Genomic DNA, 21,181 nt, shown 5'->3' with positions numbered 1-21,181 from the left:
ATGCGCAATGCCGATATCCGCCGCCTGGAGCGCGAGATCCAGGCGACCACGAAGAAGCTGGAAGCGGTCCGCCGGGGCGAGTCGTGGCCGATGAACGGCAGCGAGCGCCGCGCGATGGCCCGTGCCCTGGCCAGCGGCTCCTACCGCGCCGCGCGGGGCCGCAGCACGGGCCGTGCCGAGACGCAGATCGACTCTCTCGGCAGTGCTGCCGAGATGCGGCTGAACGCGGAGCTGACCGCCCTGCACGGCGAGCGTCAGCGGCTCATCACCGAAGCCGCCCGCGACAAGGCCAAGAAGAAGCCGACCGGCTGGTTCTGACCAGCCTCATTCGGCGCCGGGGCGGCCGCCTCTTTCCACGGACACGGCCACCCCGGCCCTCCCCCTCACTCCCGCCCCCGAGAGGGGCAGTCAGGAGCACTTCCAGCATGTCTGAGAACGTCGTCCACCTCCACAAGCCCACCGACCCCCCGACCCCCGACACCGCCCCCACCGTGCTCACGGTCGTGCCCGACGCGCCACCGGCCCGGCCTGTGCCGCTGTGGGTCCGCTCCGGACACGCGGTCAAGACCGCCGCCACCCACGAGTCGACCCGGGCCACGGTCCGCGCGGCAGCCCGGCACAGCCTCTACACCCTCAACGGCGGCCGGATCGTGGCCCGTCGGACGTGGGACGGCCGTACCGGGTCCCGGTATGAGCGGATGATCCGGGCGGCGGAAGCCGCGGGGAACCTGGAAGCGGCCGAAGAGTGGGAGGAGCGGTTGCAGCGCTTCCGCGCCGCCCGCCACCACCGCCGCATGGACCTCCTGCACTCGCCCGTGGAAGCCGCCAAGGGTGTGGCCGTCGGCGCCGGCATGAGTGCCGGTGTCCTGGTCGCCCTGGGCGTCGTCATGGCGCTCAACACCGGGCACGTCGGCGACGTGATCACGCCGCTGGCCGCAACCATCGACTTCATCGCCCTGCTGATCCGGATCGTGCAGGTCGTCTGGGGGCCCGCCCTTGCGATCGGCCCGTTCCTCGCGCTGCTCGCCCTGTGGTCCGTGGGCCGCAAGCAGCAAGCCGCCCCGAACTGGGCACTCCCGGCGAACGCGCGGTCCGACGAGGGCGAGCCGATCACCCCGTCGATCGTGGTCAAGGCCCTGCGCGACCTCGGAGTCCCGGCACTGCGCAACGCCATCAAGGAAATGGGCGACGCCGGCGCGTCCATGCTCGGTCCGATCACCATCGCCGGATGCGGTGTGGAAGTCGACGTGACCCTTCCCTCCGGGGTGTCGACCAACGAGGTGCAGAGCAAGCGCCGCAAGCTTGCCGAAAACCTGACCCGGCACGAGCACGAGGTGTTCATCACCATCCCAACCGCCGCGCGGACCGTGCGGCTGTGGGTGGCTGATTCCGGGGCGTTGGATGAGCCGATCGGGCCGTCGCCGCTGGTCACCGACGACACGATGACCGCCGACTACGCCAAGGGCAAGGCGCCCTGGGGTCAGGACCTGCGCGGAGATGCTGCCGCGCTGAGTCTGTACCAGCGCCACCTGCTGATCACGGGCCTGTCGAACCAGGGCAAGACCGTGGCCCTGCGCTCCCTGGCCCTGTGGCTCGCGCTCGACAGGTCGGTGCAGTTCCTCATGGGCGACCTCAAGGGCGTGGGCGACTGGGCCATGTTCGACGGGCTCGCCACGACCCTGATCCAGGGGCCGACGGATGAGCACGTGATCCAGGTGACCGAGATGGTCGAGAGCGCGGTGGACGAGATGAATCGCCGTATCCAGGCCCCGCCCGGCACCGTGTTCCCGCCGCTGATCGTGCTGGTTGACGAAGCGCAGGTGGCGTTCATGTGCCCGGCCAAGGACGCCGAAAAGCGCCCCTACGGCGGGTCGAAGGCCAACTCCCGGTACTTCATGGCCGTCCGCAAGATCCACAACCAGGGACGGGCCGTGAACGTCCTGATGTGGCAGGGCACCCAGGACCCGACCAACGAGAACCTGCCCAAGCTGGTCCGCGAAGGCGCCCACACCCGCGCCTCCCTCGCCCTCGGTACCGAATCCCAAGCCCGCATGGCCCTGGGAGACAAGGCCGTTGACGGCGGGGCGGCGCCGAACCTGCTGCGTCCGGGCCTGGACCGGGGAACCCTGGTTGTCGCCTCCGACGGTGTCACCATCCCGGCCGGACAGTCGTCCATCACCGTGCGCACGCACTACATCGACGACGACGCAGCCGAAGCCATCACCGACCGGGCCAAGGCCCTGCGCGACGGCGTGGCCACCCTGCACGCCATCGACCGCAGCGAGACCAGTGACCCGCTCGCCGACATCGCTTCCGTGGTTGGCGACGCCGAACGCGTTCTCACGCGGGACATCCTCAAGCGGCTCGACGTACTCAACCACGAGGCCTACGGCGACTGGACGTTCGCCGGCCTCAAGGCCGTGGTGGAGGCAGCCGGAGTCGAGCCGTACAAGTCGCACGGCCTGATGAACATCCGCCGGGGCGACGTCCTCGCCGCCCTCGCCGAACGCAACGCAGAGGGTTCCGCTTCCGCCTCCGAGTAGCGGGGAGGCGCACCCGCCCGACGCGGGGAGACGGGGAGAACTCCCCAACCGCCTCCCCGCCCCACGTCCCCCGCTCTGATCAGCGGAAACATCGTTTCGGGGAGGCGGGGAGGCATCCCAGGTCAGCCCCCTGAAACCCCCTCCACAACGCCCCCGGCAGGGGGTGTCTCTGCCTCCCTGGCCACGCGCCGGAAGGGATTCCGCATGTACCCCGACCACACCCACCACCCGCCCGTACAGCGGGCCGTGGAAGTCCACCAACCCACCCCGCTCCCACCCGCCGTCGCCACCCCGGCACCGGTCGTTGCGGTGCAACCGGGCCACGTTCCGACGGTGGCGAGCATCGTCCTCCCGGACGGACGCGTCGTCACCGGCTACGCCATTAACCCCACCCAGCCCGAGCCGGTCGCCGCCAAGCCGGCCGTCTCCCGCACGGCCGTGAACGTCGCCCTCGGGGGCGTTGGCTTCCTCGCGGTGTGCGGCGGGCTGCTCCTGCTCACCTCGTTCATCGCCGCGCTCACCGCGTTCATCACCCAGCTCATCATCCTGGCCGCCGTCATCTTCGGCGGATGGATCGCCGTGCAGCTCTTCAGCGCAAGCGGCCACCAGGGCGGCATCACCGTGAACATCCGCAAGGCCACGTTCAAGCGCAACCACTTCCACGGCTGACAGGAGACCAATCACCATGCTCCGACTCCGCTTCAAGGCCATCGGCTGGACCCGTCGGGCGCTGGTCCTGACCGACACGCCCCGCCCCGACTGCCCCGTCTGCCAGGGCGACGGCGGCACCGCACACGACTACGGCGACCACAACGGCGAGTACGCCGGCACCGAGTGGGAGCCCTGCACCTGCTGGAACGAAGACCGGCGCTGGCTCTTGACACCGCTGCCGCGCATGCCCCGCGCGCTGCGGCGGACGCCGCCCGGCGGCTACAGCGACGAACCGCCCTTCTAACGACGCCAAGGGCGGCCCACCCTCGTCACCCGTCCAGCACGAAGAGGAGGCATCCAGCGGCACGGGGCCGCAGCTCCCCACACCACTCTTCGGCCCGGAAATGCGGCTGAGCGGAGACCGGCATGCCACTGCTCGACTGGCGCGACAGCAAACACTTCGACCCCCACCAAAACCTGCCGTGCGTGCTGTGCGGCGGGCCCACCCCGATGCGCTCCCACGACCGCGAACCCGTCCACAAGGTGTGCGCCGAAACCTGGAACGAGCAGGCCGACGCGCCCCGCTACCTCATCAAAGTCGGCGAACGCCTCCGGGACGTGGGAACCCACCGATTCCACGACGACACCCCCACCCAACCGACCAAGGCCCCCACCGCACAAGCGAAACGCGATCGGCCCGCGCACGCCCCGTTCCCGCTCAGCGCCTGACCCAGCACACGCCAAGGGCGGCCCCTCTCACGCCAATGAATCGGGCCGCCCTCACCATCCAGCACTCATAAGGAACTGGAGACCTCCAGCATGACTCAACCCACCCCACAAATGCACCTGCGCACCGCGCTGAACCTGGCCGCCACCGGCGTGCCGGTCCTGCCCCTCAGCCGAGGCAAACGCCCCTTCGCCAACTGCTCGGACTGCGAGAAGAGCGCCTGCGGCGACCGGCCGCACATGAAAGCCGCCGGCCCCTGCCAGTGCCCGCGGCCGTGCCACGGCTGGGCCGCCGCCACCATCGACCCCGCAGTCCTCACGTCTCCGGAGTGGGCGGGAGCGTGGCGTGAGGCCTCAGCCGTCGCCTACCACCCCGCCGACGCCGGACTCACAGTCGTCGACCTGGACGACGCCGACGCCGTCGCATGGGCCCGCCGGTCCCTGCCGCCCACCCGGACCGTGCGCACGACGCGGGGGCAGCACTGGATCTACTTCCGCACAATGCAGTCCGCCAACCGGGTGCGCCCAGGAGTGGACATCAAATCCCGCATGTCGTACGCCCGTTGGCTCGGCCCCGGCACCGGCACCATGTCGGAGCTACCGGCAGCCGTCCGCGCCCTGGTCGAAGGAGAAGAGACCACCCCGCGCGAGGTGGTGGTCTCTTCTGTCTCCACTCGTATCACCGTTGACCGCACCGGGTCCACCGGGTGCCGCCACACCGAACGGTACGTCCTCACCGGCCTCATGCGCGGACTCGAAAAGATCCGCGCCCGCACCAAAACCGGCGCCGGATCCCAGGCATACGGCGCCGCCAGCTTCCTGGCCGCCCAGCACGCCGACTGCCCCGGACCGTGCGGCCTGGAAGCCCTCGGCCGACAGATCGTGGAGGCGGCCGTGTCCGTCGGCGTCCCGGAGCCCTACGCCCAGCGAGCCGTCACCCGCGGCCTCAACACCGCCACGGTGAGGGCATCGTGACCCGCGACCGCATCAGCTCCGCCGAACCGGCCCCCACCCCCACCGGCAGTGGTGCGCCGAGGGTCGTCGCCCGTCAGGGCGTCCTTTCAGCTCTTCGCCGTGACCAGCACCCGGGCACTCAGCCCGGCCAGCAGCCGGTCTTCTACGGGCTGCACATCGTCGCCCCGCCCGACTGGAACGCGCCCACCAGCGCCACCGCCGCGTGCCCGTGCAGCTACCAGCGCAGCGCCCAGGGCCGCGCCGCTGTCCTGCGCCTGGTCGAGGACTACACCGAACACAAAGAGACCACCTGCCCCCGTCACATCGGCATCGCCGAGAGGAGGAACGTCGCATGAGCACACAGCCCGTAGACGGTTCTGACCTGTGGGCGGGCTTCAACGCCCTCGACGCCCAGCAGGCCACCTCGGCCCCTTGGGAGGACCCCGCACCGCTCAAGGGCCCCCGCACCCTCACGGTCTTCCCCATCCATGCTCTGCCCGGCTGGCTACGTGACTTCGTGGCCGCGGTGGCCGAGGAGACGCAGACCCCGGCAGATCTGGCGGGGTGCATCGCGCTGTCAGTGCTGGCAACTGCTGCCGGTGGCAGGTCAGTGGTGCACGTGCGCGGAGCCTGGAGGGAGCCCACCAACCTGTACGTGGTGGTGGCCCTTCCCCCGGCGAACCGCAAAAGCGCCGTATTCGCGCTGCTGTCCGATCCACTCTTCGACGCCGAGGAGAAGCTGAAGGAGGTCACGGCGCCAGCCATTGTGGAAGCACAGATGACCGCGCGCCTGGCCAAGGAAGCCGCAGACAAGGCCACCTCAAAGGCCGCCACGGCGAAGCCGGACGAGCGCGATGAACTGGTGGCATCGGCGCTGGCACTGGCACAGACGGCGGAGTCGGTGAAGGTGCCGGTGGAGCCGCAGTTGCTCGCCGACGACGCCACCGCCGAGACCGTCACCAGCCGCCTGGCCGAGCAGGGCGACCGCATCTCCGTCATGTCGGCGGAGGGCGAGATCTTCGACATCATGGCCGGCCGCTACACCAGCGGCGGCGTCAACCTCGGCGTCTTCCTCAAGGGCCACGCTGGCGACCGGCTGCGCGTGGACCGGCAGACCCGCAAGGAGTACATCGAGAACCCCGCCGTGACCATGGGCATCTGCGTCCAGCCGCAGGTACTGGAGGCGATCGGCCGCAACGAAGCCGCCCGCGGGCGGGGCCTCCTCGGACGGTTCCTGTACTCCCTGCCGGTGTCCCTGGTCGGCTACCGCAAGTCGGAACCCGACCCCATCCCCGACGAGGTCAAGGCCACCTACAACCGCAACATCATCGGCCTGACCCTGGCGCTGGCCGACTGGACCGATCCCGCCGTCATCCAGCTCACCCCCGACGCATACGCGGCCCTGAAGCAGTTCCAAGACCGCGTAGAGCCCAAACTGCGGCAGCGGGAAGGCTCGTTGGGCCACATCTCCGACTGGGCGGGCAAGGTCGTCGGTGCCACCGCCCGCATCGCAGGTCTCCTCCACCTCGCCGAGCATCTCGACACCGGCCACACACAGCCGGTCTCGGAGGAGACGATGTGCGGCGCCATCGAGCTGGGCGAGTACTTCACCAGCCACGGCCTGGCCGCCTTCGACGCAATGGGAGCCGACCACACCGCCGACCGCGCCGGCAACCTGCTGGAGACGCTACGGACGCACGGCTGGGACGAGTTCAGCAAGCGAGACCTGATGCTCAAGGTCTCCCGCTCCGAATTCCCCACCGCCGATGCCCTCGACCCGGCCCTGGGACTCCTGGAAGACCACGGTTACATCCGCGCCCTGCCCGTCCAGCGCACCGGCGGACGCGGCCGACCGCCCTCCCCCCGCTACCTCACCCACCCCCGACTGACCACCCCGAACCACTGACCCCCGCCACAGAAACCACAGAAACGCAGAAATAACCCCGCACCGCCCCTGACCTGCGGCAACGATAGTGCGGAGGGGCGGTGTCTGGCTCACACAGAATTCCGCGGAAGTCGCACAGAAATGAGCCTGGCTCCGCTGGCAGCTCCACCAGGCGAACCGGCCAGTGGGGGGGAGCCGCAGGACTCCCGAGCCCCGCAGCTATTTCTGTGTGACTTTCCGCGATTTCTGTGTGAGCCCGCCTGGAGAACCCGAACCTGCCGTTCTCGCAGGTCAGATCATGCGTCCCGGCTTTCTGTGTATTTCGTGGTTTCTGTGGCGGCCTCCTGACACTCACACGGTTCAGCCCATGACAAAGGAGCACCTCAGTGTCCAGCCCGAAGATGCTCAAGCTCCCCGAAGTCCTCGCCGAACTCGACATGTCTCGCGCCGCCTTCTACCGCATGCGCGCCCGGGGCCAGGGGCCCCGGATCGTGAAGCTCCCGAATCACCAGATCCGCATCCGCCGCGCTGACCTCGACAACTGGCTGACCGAGCAGGAAGAACAGCTTGCCGCCTGATCTGTCCGCTCATCAGCGGGCCCGGCGACCTGCCGGGCCCGCTTCGTATTTCTGGAGCCAACCTTGCTGACCTTCGAATTCAAGATGTACGCGATCCGTGTGCGCCCGCAGTATCCGAAGCCCTACCAGGTCCGCTGGAAGGTCGGGATCAAGCCGCATGCCCAGAGCTTCCCTACCAAGACCCTGGCCGACGGTCGCCGGGCCCAACTCATGACTGCCGCCCACAGGGGCGAACAGTTCGATGTCGAGACCGGCCTTCCCAGGTCTGAGCTTGTCGCTCTCACGCCCCAGTTGACGTGGTTCGACCACGCCAAGGACTACGCCAAGATGAAGTGGGATGAGGCAGCGTCAGCGAAGGGCCGGGCCACGCGCGCAGACGGTCTTGCGTCCGTCACCGCCGCTCTGGTCAAGGACACGAAGGGGGCGCCAGCCCCGGCAGTCCTACGGCGGGCACTGACCGGCTATGCATTCAACTTCTCGGAGCACCGTGCGCCGCCGCCCGAACCTCTGGCCGCGGCTCTCACGTGGATCGCGTCCAAAGCCCTCCCCATGCCTGCACTGGAGGAGGACTCGGAGACGATCCGCGTCGCGCTGAAAGCGTTGAGTACGCGGCTCAACGGAAAGCGCGCAGCTGCGACCACCATCACGAACCGCCGCACGGTCTTCAACAATGCTTTCCGGTACGCAGTGGAACGGAAGCGCCTCACAGCTAACCCGTTGGTGTCCATCGACTGGTCTCCGCCGCCGACAGATGACGAGATCGACTGGCGCTATGTCCCCAACCCACAGCAAGCCATGGCGCTCATTGAAGCCGTTGGAAAGCTGGGTCCCCGTGGCGAGCATCTGCAAGCGTTCTTCGGGTGCTGCTATCACGCAGCCACTCGGCCGGCCGAGGCCATGAACCTCAGGAGGGCCGACTGCACGCTTCCCGAGACCGGGTGGGGGGTGGTGCTGCTCTCCGGAAGTTCGTCCCGTGTGGGTTCCGCCTGGACGGACGACGGTAAGTCCTACGAGGAACGGGGCCTGAAGCGTCGGGCTCGATCGTCCGTACGCGACGTGCCGATCCCGCCGGAGCTGGTGAAGCTTCTGCGCGCCCACATCGACCGCTACGGGGTGGCACCAGACGGACGGCTGTTCCGCGCGGCGCAGGGGGGAGTCCTGCTCAGCAAGGAGTACCCGGAAGTCTGGAAGGAGGCCCGGAAGGCGGTGCTCACCAACGAGCAGATCGCCAGCCCGTTCGCAGAGGTCCCCTACTGCCTACGGAAGGCCGGCATCTCGTTCTGGCTCGCCTCGGGTGTCGACCCGACCGAGGTCGCCCGCCGCGCCGGCCACAGCGTGGCTGTCCTCTACAAGTTCTACGCCAAGGTGCTGGACGGCAGGCGTGACCAGGCCAATGCGCTGATCGAACGGGCCATGCGCGCGGCGACTCAGGAACCCGAAGGAGCCTGAGCCCCGTCCACACCCCGTCCACACAGGCTGGTCAAAACCGGGATACGGGCGATCCAGGGTGAGACAACATGAACGCAGAAGGGGTGCCCGATTAGCTCGGGCACCCCTTCTGAACAGCTACTTCGCTGACCTGGGCGGAGGCTGTGGGATTTGAACCCACGGTGACGTTGCCGCCACGACAGTTTTCAAGACTGTTCCCTTAGGCCGCTCGGGCAAGCCTCCCCGCGGCACCGGCGCGCAGGGCGTGCGGGTGTCGCGGGATCAGACTAGCGCGTCACTTGTCGCCCGTGCGCTGGCCCAGGGTGACGTGGGCGGTGTGCTCCTTGCCGCCTCGCTTGTAAGTCAGGGTGATCTGGTCGCCGGGCTTGTGCTGCCAGATCTCGCTGATGAGGGTGGGGCCGCTGTCGATCACCGTGTCGTCGAGCTTGGTGATCGTGTCGCCGGGCTTCAGGCCCGCCTTGTCGGCCGGGCCGTTCGGGGTGACCGCATCGGAGCCGTTGTTGCCGGTCTGGGCGATCGTCGCGCCGTTGCCGCTGTCCCGCATGCCGACCTGGACGCCGATCTGGGGGTAGACCGGCTTGCCGGTCTTGATCAGGTCCTGTGCCACCCGCCGCGCCTGGTCGATGGGGATCGCGAAGCCCAGGCCGATGCTGCCGGACTGCTGGGAGTCGCCGCCCATCCCGCTGCCGTTGCCGGCCGACTGGATGGCGGAGTTGATGCCGATGACATTGCCGGCGGCGTCCATCAGCGGGCCGCCGGAGTTGCCGGGGTTTATCGAGGCGTCCGTCTGGAGGGCGCTCATGTACGAGGCGCTGGTGCCGCCCCCGTCGCTGGAGGCCACCGGGCGGTCCTTGGCGCTGATGATGCCGGTGGTGACCGTGCCGGACAGGCCGAAGGGCGCGCCGATGGCGATCGTGGCGTCGCCGACCTGCACATTGGAAGACTTGCCGAGCGGGAGCGGGTTGAGCGGGGCGCCGGAGGCGTTCTTCAGCTTGATCACGGCGACGTCGTAGCCCTGGGCATGGCCGACGACCTCGGCGTCGTACTTCTTGCCGTTGGAGAACGTCGCAGTGAGCTTGCCGCCGTCGGCCGCGCTGGCAACGACGTGGTTGTTGGTGAGGATGTGGCCCTGCTTGTCGTAGATGAAGCCGGTACCCGTGCCGCCCTCGCCGGTGGCCCCCTGCGCCTCGATCGTCACGACGCTCGGCAGCGCCTTCTGCGCTATCCCCGAGACGGAGGTCGGCTTGCGGTTCAGCGCCCCGGGGTCGCCGGACGCGGAGACCGTCGTCGAGGCGCTGTCGTTCTGGCCCGCGGCCCAGAAGCCGATGCCGCCGCCGACACCGCCGGCGACCAGCGCGGCCACCAGGACGGCCGCGATCAGGCCGCCGTTGCGCCGCTTGGGGGCGGGGCTGCCGGTCGTGCCCCAGGGGTCGCCGCCGCCACCGTAGGGAGGCTGCTGGCCCCAGCCGCCGCCGGCGCCTGCGCCGGGGGCGCCGTGTCCCGCTGCCGAGTAGGGGGGCAACTGGCTGGTCGGCTCGCCTGCGGGGTCGCCGGCGGGGTGGCCCTGGCCGGGCTGCGGGGGGCGTTGGGTGCCGTACTCCGGCGGCATCCGGCCCGGCTCGTCGAAGCCGCCGCCGGAGCCTTGGGCGACGGTCGGGGCGAAGTCCGGCGGCGGGGGCGCCGCGGGCGGAGCGCCCGGCGCGGGCGGGGCGCCGGGAGTCTGGGCGCCGGAGGCGGACGCGCGGTCCGGCTGCGGTCCGGTCGGCGGCTTGGCCTCCGACGGGACGGCGGCTCCCTCGTTCTCGGTGCTCACAGCTCTCTCCTCAGCTTCACGACTGTCGGCGCCCACGGCCCCGGCAGGAGGGTGTCCTGTCCGCCTCGTCCCTCAGCCATGTCTGAGTGCCGGGACGGGCCGTTTCTTCCGGCTTGCAGTTCGGCCGGACCCTGGGGTGGGTGCGTCCGGGTGGTGCGGTTGTGGTGGTCCGGCGGGCCGTGCGGTCCGTCGGGTGGTGCGGTTCCTGCGGTCGGCAGGCCCGCGGGCCTGTCCGTTCCTCTCTTCCGGTCCGGCGGGCCTGGCGGGCCCTCCGGGTCGTACGGCTCCTCCGTGCCGGTCGTACGGTTCCTCCGTGCCGGAGGACGGGGACCCGGTACTCCAGGATTAAGGATCCGGGCGGTACGGGCGAGTCCCGGCCCGCCGGTCCGGGCCGGCGGACCCTGATCCGCAGGCCCCGTCCCGCAGATCCCGGCTCTCGCGAGTCCCGGTCCGCAGGTCCGGCCGGGCACTGCCGGCCGGACGGTACGGGCGAGTCTCCCTGCAAGCCTTTCCCACCGCGCGTCAGAGCGCCGTAAGCCGAGGCTGTGACTGCCCCCTCATCCTTTATGCCGGACAAAACCGGCGCATCCCCTGTTCCGCGCCCGAGGCACGCGCCCGGCGGCCCGGCAACGGTGGATGGCACGATAACTCGGTGACCTATGCACGCCCCGCCCAGGCCCGTCCGGACCGTCCGGCTATTTCCGTCGTCGCCCATCGCGGCGCCTCCGAGGACGCCCCCGAACACACCCTCGCCGCCTACCGCAGAGCGATCGAGGACGGCGCGGACGCCCTGGAGTGCGATGTCCGGCTGACCGCGGACGGCCATCTCGTCTGCGTCCACGACCGGCGGGTGAACCGCACCTCGAACGGGCGCGGCTCGGTCTCCGCCCTCGAACTCGCCGACCTCGCCACGCTCGACTTCGGCTCCTGGAAGGACGACGGGTCCGCGAACGAGGCGCCGGACCGGCAGCACGAGGATCCCGAGCGGACCTCGGTGCTGACGCTGGAGCGCCTGCTGGAGCTGGTCGCCGACGCCGACCGCCGGGTCGAGCTGGCCATCGAGACCAAACACCCGACGCGCTGGGCCGGACAGGTGGAGGAGCGGCTGGTCGAGCTGCTCACCCGGTTCGGGCACACGAAACCGGCCACGGGGGCCGACCGGGACCCCGCGGTCCGGGTCATGAGCTTCTCGGCGCGCTCGCTGCATCGCGTACGGGCCGCGGCGCCCGGCATCCCCGGTGTGTACCTCATGCAATTCCTCACCCCGCGGCACCGCGACGGCCGGCTCCCGCCCGGCGTGGGCATCGCGGGACCCGGTATGCGGATCCTGCGCGCCCACCCCGACTACGTCGCCAGGGCGCACCGGGCCAGCCACCGGGTCCACGTCTGGACCGTCAATGACACCGCAGATGTCGAGCTGTGTCGGGAATTGGGCGTGGACGCGGTGATTACAAATCGCCCCAAACAGGTGCGAATCCAGCTCGGCCTTGATTAAAACTCCTCACAGGGTGTGCACCGGCGCATTCGAACCGTATGCGGTTATGTCCAGTGCGTCACTGTGTGCCGCTTGGCCGGTTTCCGGTCCAGTCCATTGGGGCATTCATCCCGTGGCGTGGGGCAAAGGAGGTCTCGGGGGTGGCGTTGATGGTGGCACAAGAGGTGCCGACGTCGTCGATCATGGCCGTACCTCATGGCCCAGTGGGTGTGGGCATGGCCAGGCGACGCATGCGAGAAGAGCTGTTGGCAAGTGGAGTTCAGGACACAGTCGTCGATGACGCGGTCCTGGTCCTTTCGGAACTGTTGAGCAATTCGTGTCGCCATGCGCGTCCGATATACGAAAACGGATCACCGGGTTCCGCAACGCCCGATACAAAGGACGCCCCCTTGGCATCCATCCGGGCTTCCTGGCGCATTGACGCGCAGGGCAGGCTGACCGTCGCGGTGACGGACGGCGGCGGCCCGACCCGGCCACTTCCGGCCACTCCGTCGGTCACGGCGCGCGGCGGCCGCGGACTGGCGATCATCCGGTCGCTCGCCAAGGACTGGGGCGTACGCGACACCATTGGCGGCGAGGTCACGGTCTGGGCTGTGCTCTCCCTTCAAGGCGCGTTCGCTACGCGCGTGGATCTGACGCCGGATCTGCCGCCCGCGCTCAGCACGGGCGCGGGCATCAGCACCCGGCGGACGTTGGGGCCGGCCTTCCCTGACTTCGGCGATCTGACCGATCTGACCGATCTGACGTAACGGCACGGCGGGACACGCCGGTGTCTGCCGCACCACGGCCGGACACGCCGCCGTCTGCCGCACCACGGCCGGACACGCCGGTGTCCGCGGCACGAGGGCGGGACACGGCCCGGCGCGCAACCGGACGCGACCTCGTACGCAATCCTCTAGGCTCGCGCCGAAACGCGTCCGCACGCCCAGGATCGACCAGGAGACACCGTCGCCATGGCCAAGAAGCGCCGTCCCCAGCCCCAGGCCGCAGCACCGCAGACCAAGGACGGCGAGGTGCCGGTCGTCGGCGCTCGTGAGCCCTGCCCGTGCGGCTCCGGCCGCCGGTACAAGGCCTGTCACGGGCGGCAGGCGGCACACGCCGCCACCGAGCTCGTACAGCGCCCCTTCGAGGGCTTGCCCGGTGAGTGCGACTGGGTGGCGCTGCGCGAGCTGGTGCCCGCCGCCACCGCCGAGTTGACGCTGAAGGGCGGGCTGCCCGAGGGCGTCCCGTCCGTGACGCTGGCGACCGTGCTGCCGATGGCCTGGCCCGCGCTGCGCCGCGACAACGGCGCGGTGCTGCTCGGCCTGCAGAACGACACCGCCTCCGGCGACCTCAGCCGCGACCTCGCGGACACCCTGCAGCGCGCGCTGGCCACGGAACCCGGCAACCCGGTCGCCGCCGGGCGGCACACCACCGACGGTCCGCGGCTGCAGGATCTGCTCGACCCGGACGCGGCTTTTGAGCCGGTCGTCCACACCGGCTTCGAGTTCTGGGTGGAGAACGCCGAAAACGCCACCGGCGAGGTCGCCGCCTCTCTGGAGCGGGCCAACGCCGCGGCCATCCCGACCGCCCGGATCCCCGGGCTGGAGGGCGCGTACTGGTGCCAGGCCCCGGAGAAGAACCACCTGCGCTGGGTCACCGGGCACCCCGAGGAGCAGCTGCTGGACGCGCTCGCCCGGCTGCATGTCGCGGGCGCCTCCTCGCTCGGTGAAGACACCCGTCTGGTGGGCTCGTTCCGCGCCCATGGACTGGTCGTTCCGGTCTGGGACCTGCCCTCGTCGATGAGCGCCGAGGACGTCGCCGAGCCGGCCGCGGCGTTCGCCGAGCGGCTGGCGAAGGCCCTGGCGTCGGACGCCCCGCTGACCCCCGAGGAGCGCCGGGCGCGCGGCGGCCTCACCAACCGTCAGGTCACCCTGAGCTGACCGTGCCGCCCGCATCGTGCGGACCGGACGCCGCCGCGGGACCCCGGGAGTGACGCCTGTCACAACTCCCCGTAACTGCCGGTAAATAGGCGTCCGGAAATCCACGATCGAATTTGCGAACCGCCGATCTCTTGTTACGGTTCTAGAAGCCCGGTCGCTGGTGCATCCCCCGTCGCCAGCGACCGGGCGCTTCCATGTCCGGAACCAGGCATTCCGCTTGGATCCGCCGGCCCTCTCCCGGCCCGCACCCTCAGCGGTCCGAAGAGCTGCCTTCCGGGGATGAGTTGCCGCCTTCCGCGGATGAGTTGCTGCCGGAGCGCAGCAGCAGCCGCTCCCCCGCCGCATCGGCGATCTCCGCGACCGCGGCGTACGGCAGCCGGCTCCGGTGCACGGTCGGTCCGGCGGGCGTCTCGCACATGCCCGGCGCGCCGCCCGGCCCCACCTCGCAGTTCACCTGGACGGTCCGGCCGTCCGGCCGCAGCAGCGTCAGCACGGCGCGCAGCCGGCCGCCGGTGCGGTTGCGGTAGTACGTACGCCCCCACGTCAGGCCGCCCTCGGCAAGGACGCAGGTCTGGGCCTGGATCCCTTGAGAAGCGGTGAGTTCGGGGCCGCAGCGGGAGGTGCGGCCGGCGAGGTGCGGCAGGCCGGGGCGGACGGAGGAACCGGCCCGCCCCTGGGAGCCGGCGGCGGCAACGGCGGGCCGTTTGCCCGACTTGGCGCCGTTGTCGGAGCTGTCTCCCTTTTCTTCCACAGGGCTGTTTTCGGCCTTGCCCGGCTCCCCGGCCCCCGTCCCCGAAGCCGGGCTTGTGGCCGGTCCGGCCATCGCGGCGCCCAGCGGCACGGCGATGGCGAGCAGCGCCGCGCCGGCGAGACCGATCATGCGGAGATTCTGCGCACGCTGCATGGGCCCCACCTGCGATTGAGATGCCGCTGACGACGGCTTGACGGTGGGCCGAACCTATCGGCCGACGGGGGTGACCCCGGACACCCGGACACCCGTTTCCCCATGAGATCGGGGCAGGTCACACCCGTACGGGTGATCCGCCACGGATGGTCTCGTCCGCCCGCGTCACCCGCCCGCCTCGCCCGCCTCGCCCGCCTCGCCCGCCTCGCCCGCCCGTCCGCCGGGCGTCCGTCGCTCACGCGGGGTCGGCGGTCGGGAAGGGGCAGGCCGCCCCGGCACCACGGACACCCATGCTCGACGGGCACCCGCACAGGACGGGCACTCGCACAGGACGGACGCCCCGGCGCACCACCGGCGCCCAGGGCATCCGCAGGCGTCAGTACGCGAGCCGGCTGCCGCCGTCGGGGGTGCTGGTGCTCGCCGTGACCAGTGCGTCCACGATCGTGGCCACCTTCGGCAGCCAGGGCGCGGCCGGGGTGACGGCCGGCGGCCGCTCCCAGCGGACCCGGCCGGCGCCGATCTGGGAGGGCGGGAGCACCACATAGCCGCCCCCGCCGTGGAACCGCAGCGAACTGGGCACCCAGTCCTGGGAGTGCAGCAGCTCGCCCAACTCCGGAAGGCCGTACGGCGATACGAGCAGCGACCAGCGGGTGGGCGTGGCCACGACGGGGCCCAGGCGTACGCCGAAGTGGTCCAGGGCCGCCAGTGCGCGGGCACCGGCGACGGCGGGCAGGCTCACCGCGCAGGGCGCGCTGCCGCCGGTGGCCAGCACGACCGGGGCATCGGGGCGGTTCGTCCACCACCACCGCACCATCCGGGCATCGGTGGTGGCCGCCAGCAGGCCGGGGTCGAAGGGGTGCGCGCCGGGCACCACACAGTCGGGGTCGGGGCAGCTGCACCGACGGGTGGTCCGCTCGCCGAGGCCGAGCAGGGCGCCGGCCGGCTGCCGGCCGGCGGACCTGAGTCCCACACCGGGAAGAACCGGCCACTGCCACTCGGTGGCGTAATGGAGCGCCGCACCGAGCTGCGCCGACCTTCCGCCGCGCCGGAACAGGAGCTTGCGTCGCCTTCCGAGGATCTCGCGCATGAGCGCTCGTTCCTTTCCGTTAACGCCGAGGGCTTTGTCCATCGCACTACAGGGCACTACAGGGCACTACAAGGTCCGGTTCACCATCGTTTCGCGCCGTGCCGCATCCTGCCGTTGTGGGGCGTGTCCTGCGGCCCGGCCGTGGAACCCGGGGTCGATCGCGGATCGATCACGCCACGTGGATCACTGGATCACCGCGTGTACAAGGCAGCGCATCACGCCGTACGCCGAGCGTGAAACATGGCGAGGGGTGGCGCGCGTAGGGCGCTTGCGCTTCCGTGGTGCAGTCCCCGCCGCTTGGGAGTGCGTCGCGGCCCGTCGCCGTCTTAGACGCCGGTGCCCGCCGGAGAGTTCCGGTGCGGCGCCAACTGACCCCGCACCTTTCCGAGTACGTACCCGCCACTGTGGTGATGACGCGCTGCTGATCGCCGTCAGTCGACCTCAAATTGACGTTCGGGGGGATTTTTTCAGGCCAATCTACAGACCTCGTTGACACCACAAACCCCATGGGGACAATGCTGGACATCACATCGCTGGTGCGTGTACATGTGGAGGCATTAATAGCGGAGCAGCATGACATGGGGGTTTGCGATGCTATTGAGGAAATTGAGCGGCCAACCGTACCGCACAACATCACTCAACAAGATGCCGCGCTCCCAACCAAAAAGCGGCCTGACCTGGGGCAATGCCAGGCGCGACGCGAGCCGTCGGCCATGACCGCCCCGCACGTACCGAAAGTGGCTGGAATCGAACCAGCCCTTCCCGCCCCCGCGCACACTGTCGACCCGCGCGTGGCGAAAGCCGCCGTGGACCCCGCCTCGGACACCCCGTCCGACGGCGCATCGGACGGTGCGTCAGACGGCCTGTCCGGCACCCCGGCAGGCACCTCCCGGGGCACCGCACCCGACGCCGCACCCGGCGCCCCCGACATCTCCGCCGCCGACCAACTCGCCGCCGTCCAGGACCGGCTGGCCGGCTGGATCTCCGACCTCAGCACCCTGCACGACCTGACCGAGCAGCTCGCACGCACCCGCACGCTGGAGGACGCCCTCCACGAGCTGCTGCGCGCCGGTGCCTCCCTGGTCGGCGCGCGCCGCGGCCTGGTCGTCCTCGCACCGTCCGACGGCCTCGGCCCGGAGACCACCGTCGGCCTCGGCCTCGGCCACGCCGACATCGGTCACATCGAGACCATCCCGCGCCACGCCCTGTCGTACGCGCGGATACTGGACGGCCTCCCGGAGCGGGACCCCGGCGACGACGCCCGGACCGACCCGCTCGACGACACCCGTCACGGGACGGGCGACGAGGGCCGTCCCCCCGGCCCCCGCACCGATGCGCCGCCCGGACCCTGCACCGAGATCGCCGAACCCGACATCCCCGGTGAGAAGGACCTCGACCCGCGGCTGCGCGAGGTCGCGGCGCGGCTCGGGTACGCCGCCAGCTACGCGGTCCCGCTCTGCGCCGACCCGATCGGCAGGACCGGCGCCGCGGTCTGGCTCTACGACGAGCCGGCCGAGCCCACCGAACGGCAGCGCCACCTCGTCGGCCTCTACCGCGCGCACGCCGCCGAGCACCTCGCCCGGCTCCTCGAACTCCACCGCAGCCGCCAGGCCAACCGGACCCTCCGCGAGGAGCTGCTGCCCCGCCGGCTGCCGCGGATCCCCGGCGTACGCCTCGCGGTGCGGCACAGCACCGGGCCGCGCGGCGGCGGCGACTGGTACGACGCGCTGCCGCTGCCCGACGGCGCACTGGGGCTGGCCGTCGGTTCGGTGACCGGCTCCGGGCCGAGCGCGGTGGCGGCCATGGGGCGGCTGCGGGCGTCGCTGCGCGCCTACGCCGTCATGGAGGGCGAGGACCCGGTCGCGGTCCTCTCCGACCTCGAACTGCTGCTCCGGCTGACCGAGCCGGCCCGCAGCGCCACCGCGCTGTTCGCCTTCACCGAGCCGCCGGCCGGCGCGCCGGGCGGCCCGCCCGCGGCGGCCGTGCCGGGCGGCATCACCGACCCCTTCGCCCGCAAGCTCGTGCTGGCCGGGGCCGGCCACTGCCCGCCGCTGATCCTCGGCGATCTGCGGACCGAGTTCGTGGAGACCTCGCTGTCCGCGCCGCTGGGCATGCTGGCCTGCTGGGAAGCGCCGAGCGTGGAGATCGAACCGGCCGGCGGCGAGACCCTGCTGCTCTACAGCGACGGGCTGCTGCACCGCACCGGTGAGCCCATGGACCGCGCCTTCACCCGGCTGCACAAGGCCGCCACGGGGGTCCCCCGGGCGGTCCGGCACGACCCGGAGGCCGTCGTCGACCACATCGTGCGCACGATGCTGCCGCAGGGCCTGGACGATCCGTCGTCGGAGGAGGACGTGGTGCTGCTCGCGGCGTACTTCGAGGAGTAGGCGCCGTTCTTCGAGGAGTAGGCGCCGTTCTTCGAGGAGTAAGAGCAGCAGGAGGAGCACAGGAGGAGCAGGGGAGGAAGGCGGGACGGCCGCCCGCCCTCCGGCGCACACCGGAGACCGGGCCCGGCCCCCCCGGACCGCCCCCGTGGGCGCGATGCACCCTATGACCGGAGTGCCGGAGAGGTCACACCTTTTTGCCCCTGGACCGCTTTCGATCCGCACATACGATGGAAAGCGGTTCAGTCTTTAAAAGGAGGCATTGTGACCGACGAGCTCACGCCGGAGACCCCGGACGAGGACGAGCAGCCGATCAAGCAGCGCAAGAACGGCCTTTACCCGGGCGTCTCGGACGAGCTCGCGGAGAACATGAAGGGCGGCTGGGCCGACACCGAGCTGCACGATCTGCAGCCGATCGAGCAGGCCCCGAACGCCGCCCGCCGGCGCGCCGCGCTGTCCGCGCGCTTCCCCGGCGAGCGGCTGGTGATCCCGGCGGGCAACCTGAAGACCCGCTCCAACGACACCGAGTACGGCTTCCGCGCCTCGACGGAGTACGTCTACCTCACCGGCGACCAGACCGACGACAGCGTCCTGGTCCTGGAGCCCACGAAGAGCGGCCACCGGGCGACGATCCACCGGCTGCCCCGGTCCAACCGCGAGAACGGCGAGTTCTGGCTCGACGGCATGGGCGAGCTGTGGGTCGGCCGGCGGCACAGCCTGACCGAGGCCGAGGCGCTGCTCGGCGTCCCCTGCGAGGACGTACGCGAGCTGGCCGGCGCGCTCAAGGAAGCCACCGGCCCGGTCCGGGTCGTGCGCGGCCATGACGCCGGCGTCGAGGCCGCGCTGACCGACAAGGTCACCGCCGAGCGCGACGAGGAACTGCGGGTCTTCCTCTCCGAAGCACGCGCGGTCAAGGACGAGTTCGAGATCGGCGAGCTGCAGAAGGCCGTCGACTCGACCGTGCGCGGCTTCGAGGACGTCGTCAAGGTCCTGGACAAGGCCGAGGCGACCAGCGAGCGCTACATCGAGGGCACGTTCTTCCTGCGCGCCCGCGTCGAGGGCAACGACGTCGGCTACGGCTCGATCTGCGCCGCGGGACCGCACGCCACCACCCTGCACTGGGTCCGCAACAACGGCGAGGTGCGCTCGGGCGATCTGCTGCTGCTGGACGCCGGTGTGGAGACCACCACCCTCTACACCGCGGACGTCACCCGCACCCTGCCGGTCAACGGCCGCTACACCGACCTCCAGCGCACGGTCTACGACGCGGTGTACGAGGCCCAGGAGGCGGGCATCGCGGCGGTCAAGCCGGGCGCGGCCTACCGCGACTTCCACGACGCGGCACAGCGGGTGCTCACCGAGAAGCTGGTCGAGTGGGGTCTGGTCGAGGGCCCGGTCGAGCGGGTGTTGGAGCTGGGGCTGCAGCGCCGCTGGACCCTGCACGGCACCGGCCACATGCTCGGCCTCGACGTGCACGACTGCGCTGCGGCCCGCACCGAGCACTACGTCAACGGCACGCTGGAGCCCGGCATGGTGCTGACCGTCGAGCCCGGTCTGTACTTCCAGGCGGACGATCTGACGGTGCCCGAGGAGTACCGCGGCATCGGCGTGCGGATCGAGGACGACATCCTGGTGACGGACGACGGCAACCGGAACCTGTCGGCCGGGCTGCCGCGGCGGTCGGACGAGGTCGAGGCGTGGATGGCGGGGCTGCTCGGCAAGTAGCCGCGCCGTACAGCGCGAGAGGGCGGGGCGGCCCCGGGGCGGCTGGTGCGGCCGGGGCGGCTGGCGCGGCCGGGGCGGCTGGCGCGGCCGGGGCGGAGCGCCCGCCGCAGGTGTCCGACCGTCCGGCGGACGGGGCCGGTTACCCGCTCTTGACGTCTCCCGGTGGCATCAGCCGCCGGGAGACGCCCCGTTCGCCGGCGCGTCGCCCTTCCGTACGTACGCACCGGCCCGCGCCGCCGCCCAGACGGCGCTGGCGGCCGACTCGGCGAGGTCCCGGTCGACGGGGCGACGGGCAATCAGCATCCGGTAGTGGAAGGGCGCGCCGAGCGCCGACATCACCTTCTCCGGGTCGGTGTCCACGGGCAATTCGCCGCGGTCGACGGCCCGTTGCACCATCCGGCCGGCCAGCGCCAGCCGCTCGCCGAAGAAGGTCCGCAGCACCGTCGCCGCCTGTGGGTCGCGGGCCGCGGCGGAGACCACCGCCTCGATCAGCCCGCGCATCCGTGCCTCCCCGTAGAAGGCGGCTATCGAGCGGGCCAGCGCCTGCAGATCCCCGGGCAGGGTGCCGGAGTCCGGCAGCGGCACATCGGCGCTCAGATCGGTCAGCAGGTCGCACACCAGACCCTCGGTACTGCGCCAGCGACGGTAGAGCGTCGCCACATGAATTCCCGAGCGCAGTGCGACCTTCTCCATGGTCAGCCCGGCGAACCCGGCTTCGCCCAACTCCTCGAAGACGGCGGTCAATACGGCGTGGCGGGTGCGGGCGGTGCGCCCGCCGGGCCTGGTCTCGCCCGGGGCATGGTGCGCTGTCATCACGACGGCTCCGTATTGCAGTGCGGGATCACGCCAAGTATTGTCCGGGAAAGGTTAACGCGAGCAACTTCGTGTTAACCATGGTGCGCGCTGGTCTCGCAGGGTCAGGGGACGCCGCGGGGGAGGTTCTCTCACCGCGAGACCGCGCTGCCCACTTCCCGCAATGGGCGATTTCCAGCCAGATTTCCGACTGCCGACGCCGATGCCGAACCGGATTGACAGCCCCGCCCGGCTTCCCCGCCCGGCTTCCCC

Annotated in this window: 20 protein-coding genes and 1 tRNA gene; 15 read left to right on the top strand and 6 right to left on the bottom strand. The window is 70.9% G+C overall.

Annotation, left to right across the window (positions count from 1 at the left end):
• The 10 genes from ACWGJY_RS02800 (at position 1) to ACWGJY_RS02755 (ending at position 8,786) form a co-directional block, all read left to right on the top strand.
• The gene (locus ACWGJY_RS02800; RefSeq protein WP_453258994.1) at positions 1-318 is read left to right on the top strand and encodes a hypothetical protein; all 318 of its coding nucleotides are present in this window, start codon (positions 1-3) and stop codon (positions 316-318) included.
• Between the two features lie 107 nt (positions 319-425).
• On the top strand, positions 426-2,543 hold the full coding sequence (locus ACWGJY_RS02795) for an FtsK/SpoIIIE domain-containing protein (protein WP_453258993.1): 2,118 nt from the start codon (positions 426-428) through the stop codon (positions 2,541-2,543).
• A gap of 204 nt (positions 2,544-2,747) precedes the next feature.
• Entirely contained in the window at positions 2,748-3,212 is a 465-nt protein-coding gene (locus ACWGJY_RS02790) for a hypothetical protein (protein WP_453258992.1), read from the top strand.
• Positions 3,213-3,228: 16 nt separating this feature from the next.
• Entirely contained in the window at positions 3,229-3,498 is a 270-nt protein-coding gene (locus tag ACWGJY_RS02785; protein ID WP_453258991.1) for a hypothetical protein, read from the top strand.
• A gap of 122 nt (positions 3,499-3,620) precedes the next feature.
• Positions 3,621-3,923 carry a hypothetical protein gene (locus ACWGJY_RS02780; protein ID WP_453258990.1) on the top strand — a complete coding sequence of 101 codons (303 nt, stop codon included), beginning with the start codon at positions 3,621-3,623 and terminating at the stop codon, positions 3,921-3,923.
• A 90-nt stretch (positions 3,924-4,013) separates the two neighbouring features.
• Positions 4,014-4,895, top strand: coding sequence for a bifunctional DNA primase/polymerase (locus ACWGJY_RS02775; protein ID WP_453258989.1), 882 nt, complete (start codon positions 4,014-4,016; stop codon positions 4,893-4,895).
• The gene (locus ACWGJY_RS02770) at positions 4,892-5,230 is read left to right on the top strand and encodes a hypothetical protein (RefSeq protein ID WP_453258988.1); all 339 of its coding nucleotides are present in this window, start codon (positions 4,892-4,894) and stop codon (positions 5,228-5,230) included. Before ACWGJY_RS02775 ends, ACWGJY_RS02770 begins: the two co-directional genes overlap by 4 nt.
• Positions 5,227-6,780, top strand: coding sequence for a YfjI family protein (locus tag ACWGJY_RS02765; protein ID WP_453258987.1), 1,554 nt, complete (start codon positions 5,227-5,229; stop codon positions 6,778-6,780). Before ACWGJY_RS02770 ends, ACWGJY_RS02765 begins: the two co-directional genes overlap by 4 nt.
• A 365-nt stretch (positions 6,781-7,145) precedes the next feature.
• Complete coding sequence (locus tag ACWGJY_RS02760) at positions 7,146-7,337, top strand: helix-turn-helix transcriptional regulator (protein ID WP_453258986.1); 192 nt, start codon at positions 7,146-7,148, stop codon at positions 7,335-7,337.
• Positions 7,338-7,400: 63 nt separating this feature from the next.
• A complete protein-coding gene (locus ACWGJY_RS02755) occupies positions 7,401-8,786 on the top strand; it encodes a tyrosine-type recombinase/integrase (protein WP_453258985.1) in 1,386 nt (461 codons plus the stop codon).
• Positions 8,787-8,921: 135 nt separating this feature from the next.
• Here ACWGJY_RS02755 and ACWGJY_RS02750 read toward each other — a convergent pair.
• A tRNA-Ser gene (locus ACWGJY_RS02750) sits at positions 8,922-9,008 on the bottom strand.
• Positions 9,009-9,060: 52 nt separating this feature from the next.
• Positions 9,061-10,599, bottom strand: coding sequence for a S1C family serine protease (locus tag ACWGJY_RS02745; RefSeq protein WP_453258984.1), 1,539 nt, complete (start codon positions 10,597-10,599; stop codon positions 9,061-9,063).
• A 652-nt stretch (positions 10,600-11,251) separates the two neighbouring features.
• Here ACWGJY_RS02745 and ACWGJY_RS02740 point away from each other — a divergent pair.
• A complete protein-coding gene (locus tag ACWGJY_RS02740; RefSeq protein WP_453258983.1) occupies positions 11,252-12,094 on the top strand; it encodes a glycerophosphodiester phosphodiesterase in 843 nt (280 codons plus the stop codon).
• A gap of 58 nt (positions 12,095-12,152) precedes the next feature.
• Here ACWGJY_RS02740 and ACWGJY_RS02735 read toward each other — a convergent pair whose 3' ends face one another.
• Complete coding sequence (locus tag ACWGJY_RS02735; RefSeq protein WP_453259053.1) at positions 12,153-12,278, bottom strand: hypothetical protein; 126 nt, start codon at positions 12,276-12,278, stop codon at positions 12,153-12,155.
• Between ACWGJY_RS02735 and ACWGJY_RS02730 the strand changes: the two genes are divergently transcribed.
• Positions 12,235-12,843 carry an ATP-binding protein gene (locus tag ACWGJY_RS02730; protein WP_453258982.1) on the top strand — a complete coding sequence of 203 codons (609 nt, stop codon included), beginning with the start codon at positions 12,235-12,237 and terminating at the stop codon, positions 12,841-12,843. The genes ACWGJY_RS02735 and ACWGJY_RS02730 overlap by 44 nt on opposite strands.
• A gap of 204 nt (positions 12,844-13,047) precedes the next feature.
• Complete coding sequence (locus ACWGJY_RS02725; protein ID WP_453258981.1) at positions 13,048-14,016, top strand: DUF5926 family protein; 969 nt, start codon at positions 13,048-13,050, stop codon at positions 14,014-14,016.
• Positions 14,017-14,266: 250 nt separating this feature from the next.
• Here ACWGJY_RS02725 and ACWGJY_RS02720 read toward each other — a convergent pair whose 3' ends face one another.
• Both ACWGJY_RS02720 and ACWGJY_RS02715 read right to left on the bottom strand, forming a co-directional pair.
• Positions 14,267-14,920 carry a hypothetical protein gene (locus ACWGJY_RS02720; RefSeq protein WP_453258980.1) on the bottom strand — a complete coding sequence of 218 codons (654 nt, stop codon included), beginning with the start codon at positions 14,918-14,920 and terminating at the stop codon, positions 14,267-14,269.
• A gap of 376 nt (positions 14,921-15,296) precedes the next feature.
• A complete protein-coding gene (locus tag ACWGJY_RS02715) occupies positions 15,297-16,007 on the bottom strand; it encodes a bifunctional DNA primase/polymerase (protein ID WP_453258979.1) in 711 nt (236 codons plus the stop codon).
• Positions 16,008-16,522: 515 nt separating this feature from the next.
• Between ACWGJY_RS02715 and ACWGJY_RS02710 the strand changes: the two genes are divergently transcribed.
• On the top strand, positions 16,523-18,394 hold the full coding sequence (locus ACWGJY_RS02710) for a SpoIIE family protein phosphatase (RefSeq protein WP_453258978.1): 1,872 nt from the start codon (positions 16,523-16,525) through the stop codon (positions 18,392-18,394).
• Between the two features lie 261 nt (positions 18,395-18,655).
• Complete coding sequence (locus ACWGJY_RS02705; protein ID WP_453258977.1) at positions 18,656-20,116, top strand: aminopeptidase P family protein; 1,461 nt, start codon at positions 18,656-18,658, stop codon at positions 20,114-20,116.
• A 168-nt stretch (positions 20,117-20,284) separates the two neighbouring features.
• Here the strand turns inward: ACWGJY_RS02705 and ACWGJY_RS02700 are convergent, their stop codons facing one another.
• Positions 20,285-20,929 (bottom strand): TetR/AcrR family transcriptional regulator, encoded by a 645-nt coding sequence (locus ACWGJY_RS02700; RefSeq protein WP_453258976.1) that lies wholly within the window; start codon positions 20,927-20,929, stop codon positions 20,285-20,287.
• Positions 20,930-21,181 lie beyond the last annotated feature (252 nt).

The sequence above is a fragment of the Streptomyces sp. NPDC054765 genome, assembly GCF_053612065.1.
The sequence above is the reverse complement of the archived record's forward strand: the minus strand, read 5'-3'. Positions and strand labels throughout refer to the sequence as shown.

Coding starts and splice junctions, on each gene's coding strand:
- ACWGJY_RS02800 (WP_453258994.1), top strand. CDS start 1: ATGCGCAATGCCGATATCCGCCGCCTGGAGCGCGAGATCCAGGCGACC.
- ACWGJY_RS02795 (WP_453258993.1), top strand. CDS start 426: ATGTCTGAGAACGTCGTCCACCTCCACAAGCCCACCGACCCCCCGACC.
- ACWGJY_RS02790 (WP_453258992.1), top strand. CDS start 2,748: ATGTACCCCGACCACACCCACCACCCGCCCGTACAGCGGGCCGTGGAA.
- ACWGJY_RS02785 (WP_453258991.1), top strand. CDS start 3,229: ATGCTCCGACTCCGCTTCAAGGCCATCGGCTGGACCCGTCGGGCGCTG.
- ACWGJY_RS02780 (WP_453258990.1), top strand. CDS start 3,621: ATGCCACTGCTCGACTGGCGCGACAGCAAACACTTCGACCCCCACCAA.
- ACWGJY_RS02775 (WP_453258989.1), top strand. CDS start 4,014: ATGACTCAACCCACCCCACAAATGCACCTGCGCACCGCGCTGAACCTG.
- ACWGJY_RS02765 (WP_453258987.1), top strand. CDS start 5,227: ATGAGCACACAGCCCGTAGACGGTTCTGACCTGTGGGCGGGCTTCAAC.
- ACWGJY_RS02735 (WP_453259053.1), bottom strand. CDS start 12,278: ATGATCGACGACGTCGGCACCTCTTGTGCCACCATCAACGCCACCCCC.
- ACWGJY_RS02725 (WP_453258981.1), top strand. CDS start 13,048: ATGGCCAAGAAGCGCCGTCCCCAGCCCCAGGCCGCAGCACCGCAGACC.
- ACWGJY_RS02720 (WP_453258980.1), bottom strand. CDS start 14,920: ATGCAGCGTGCGCAGAATCTCCGCATGATCGGTCTCGCCGGCGCGGCG.
- ACWGJY_RS02715 (WP_453258979.1), bottom strand. CDS start 16,007: ATGCGCGAGATCCTCGGAAGGCGACGCAAGCTCCTGTTCCGGCGCGGC.
- ACWGJY_RS02710 (WP_453258978.1), top strand. CDS start 16,523: ATGCTGGACATCACATCGCTGGTGCGTGTACATGTGGAGGCATTAATA.
- ACWGJY_RS02700 (WP_453258976.1), bottom strand. CDS start 20,929: ATGACAGCGCACCATGCCCCGGGCGAGACCAGGCCCGGCGGGCGCACC.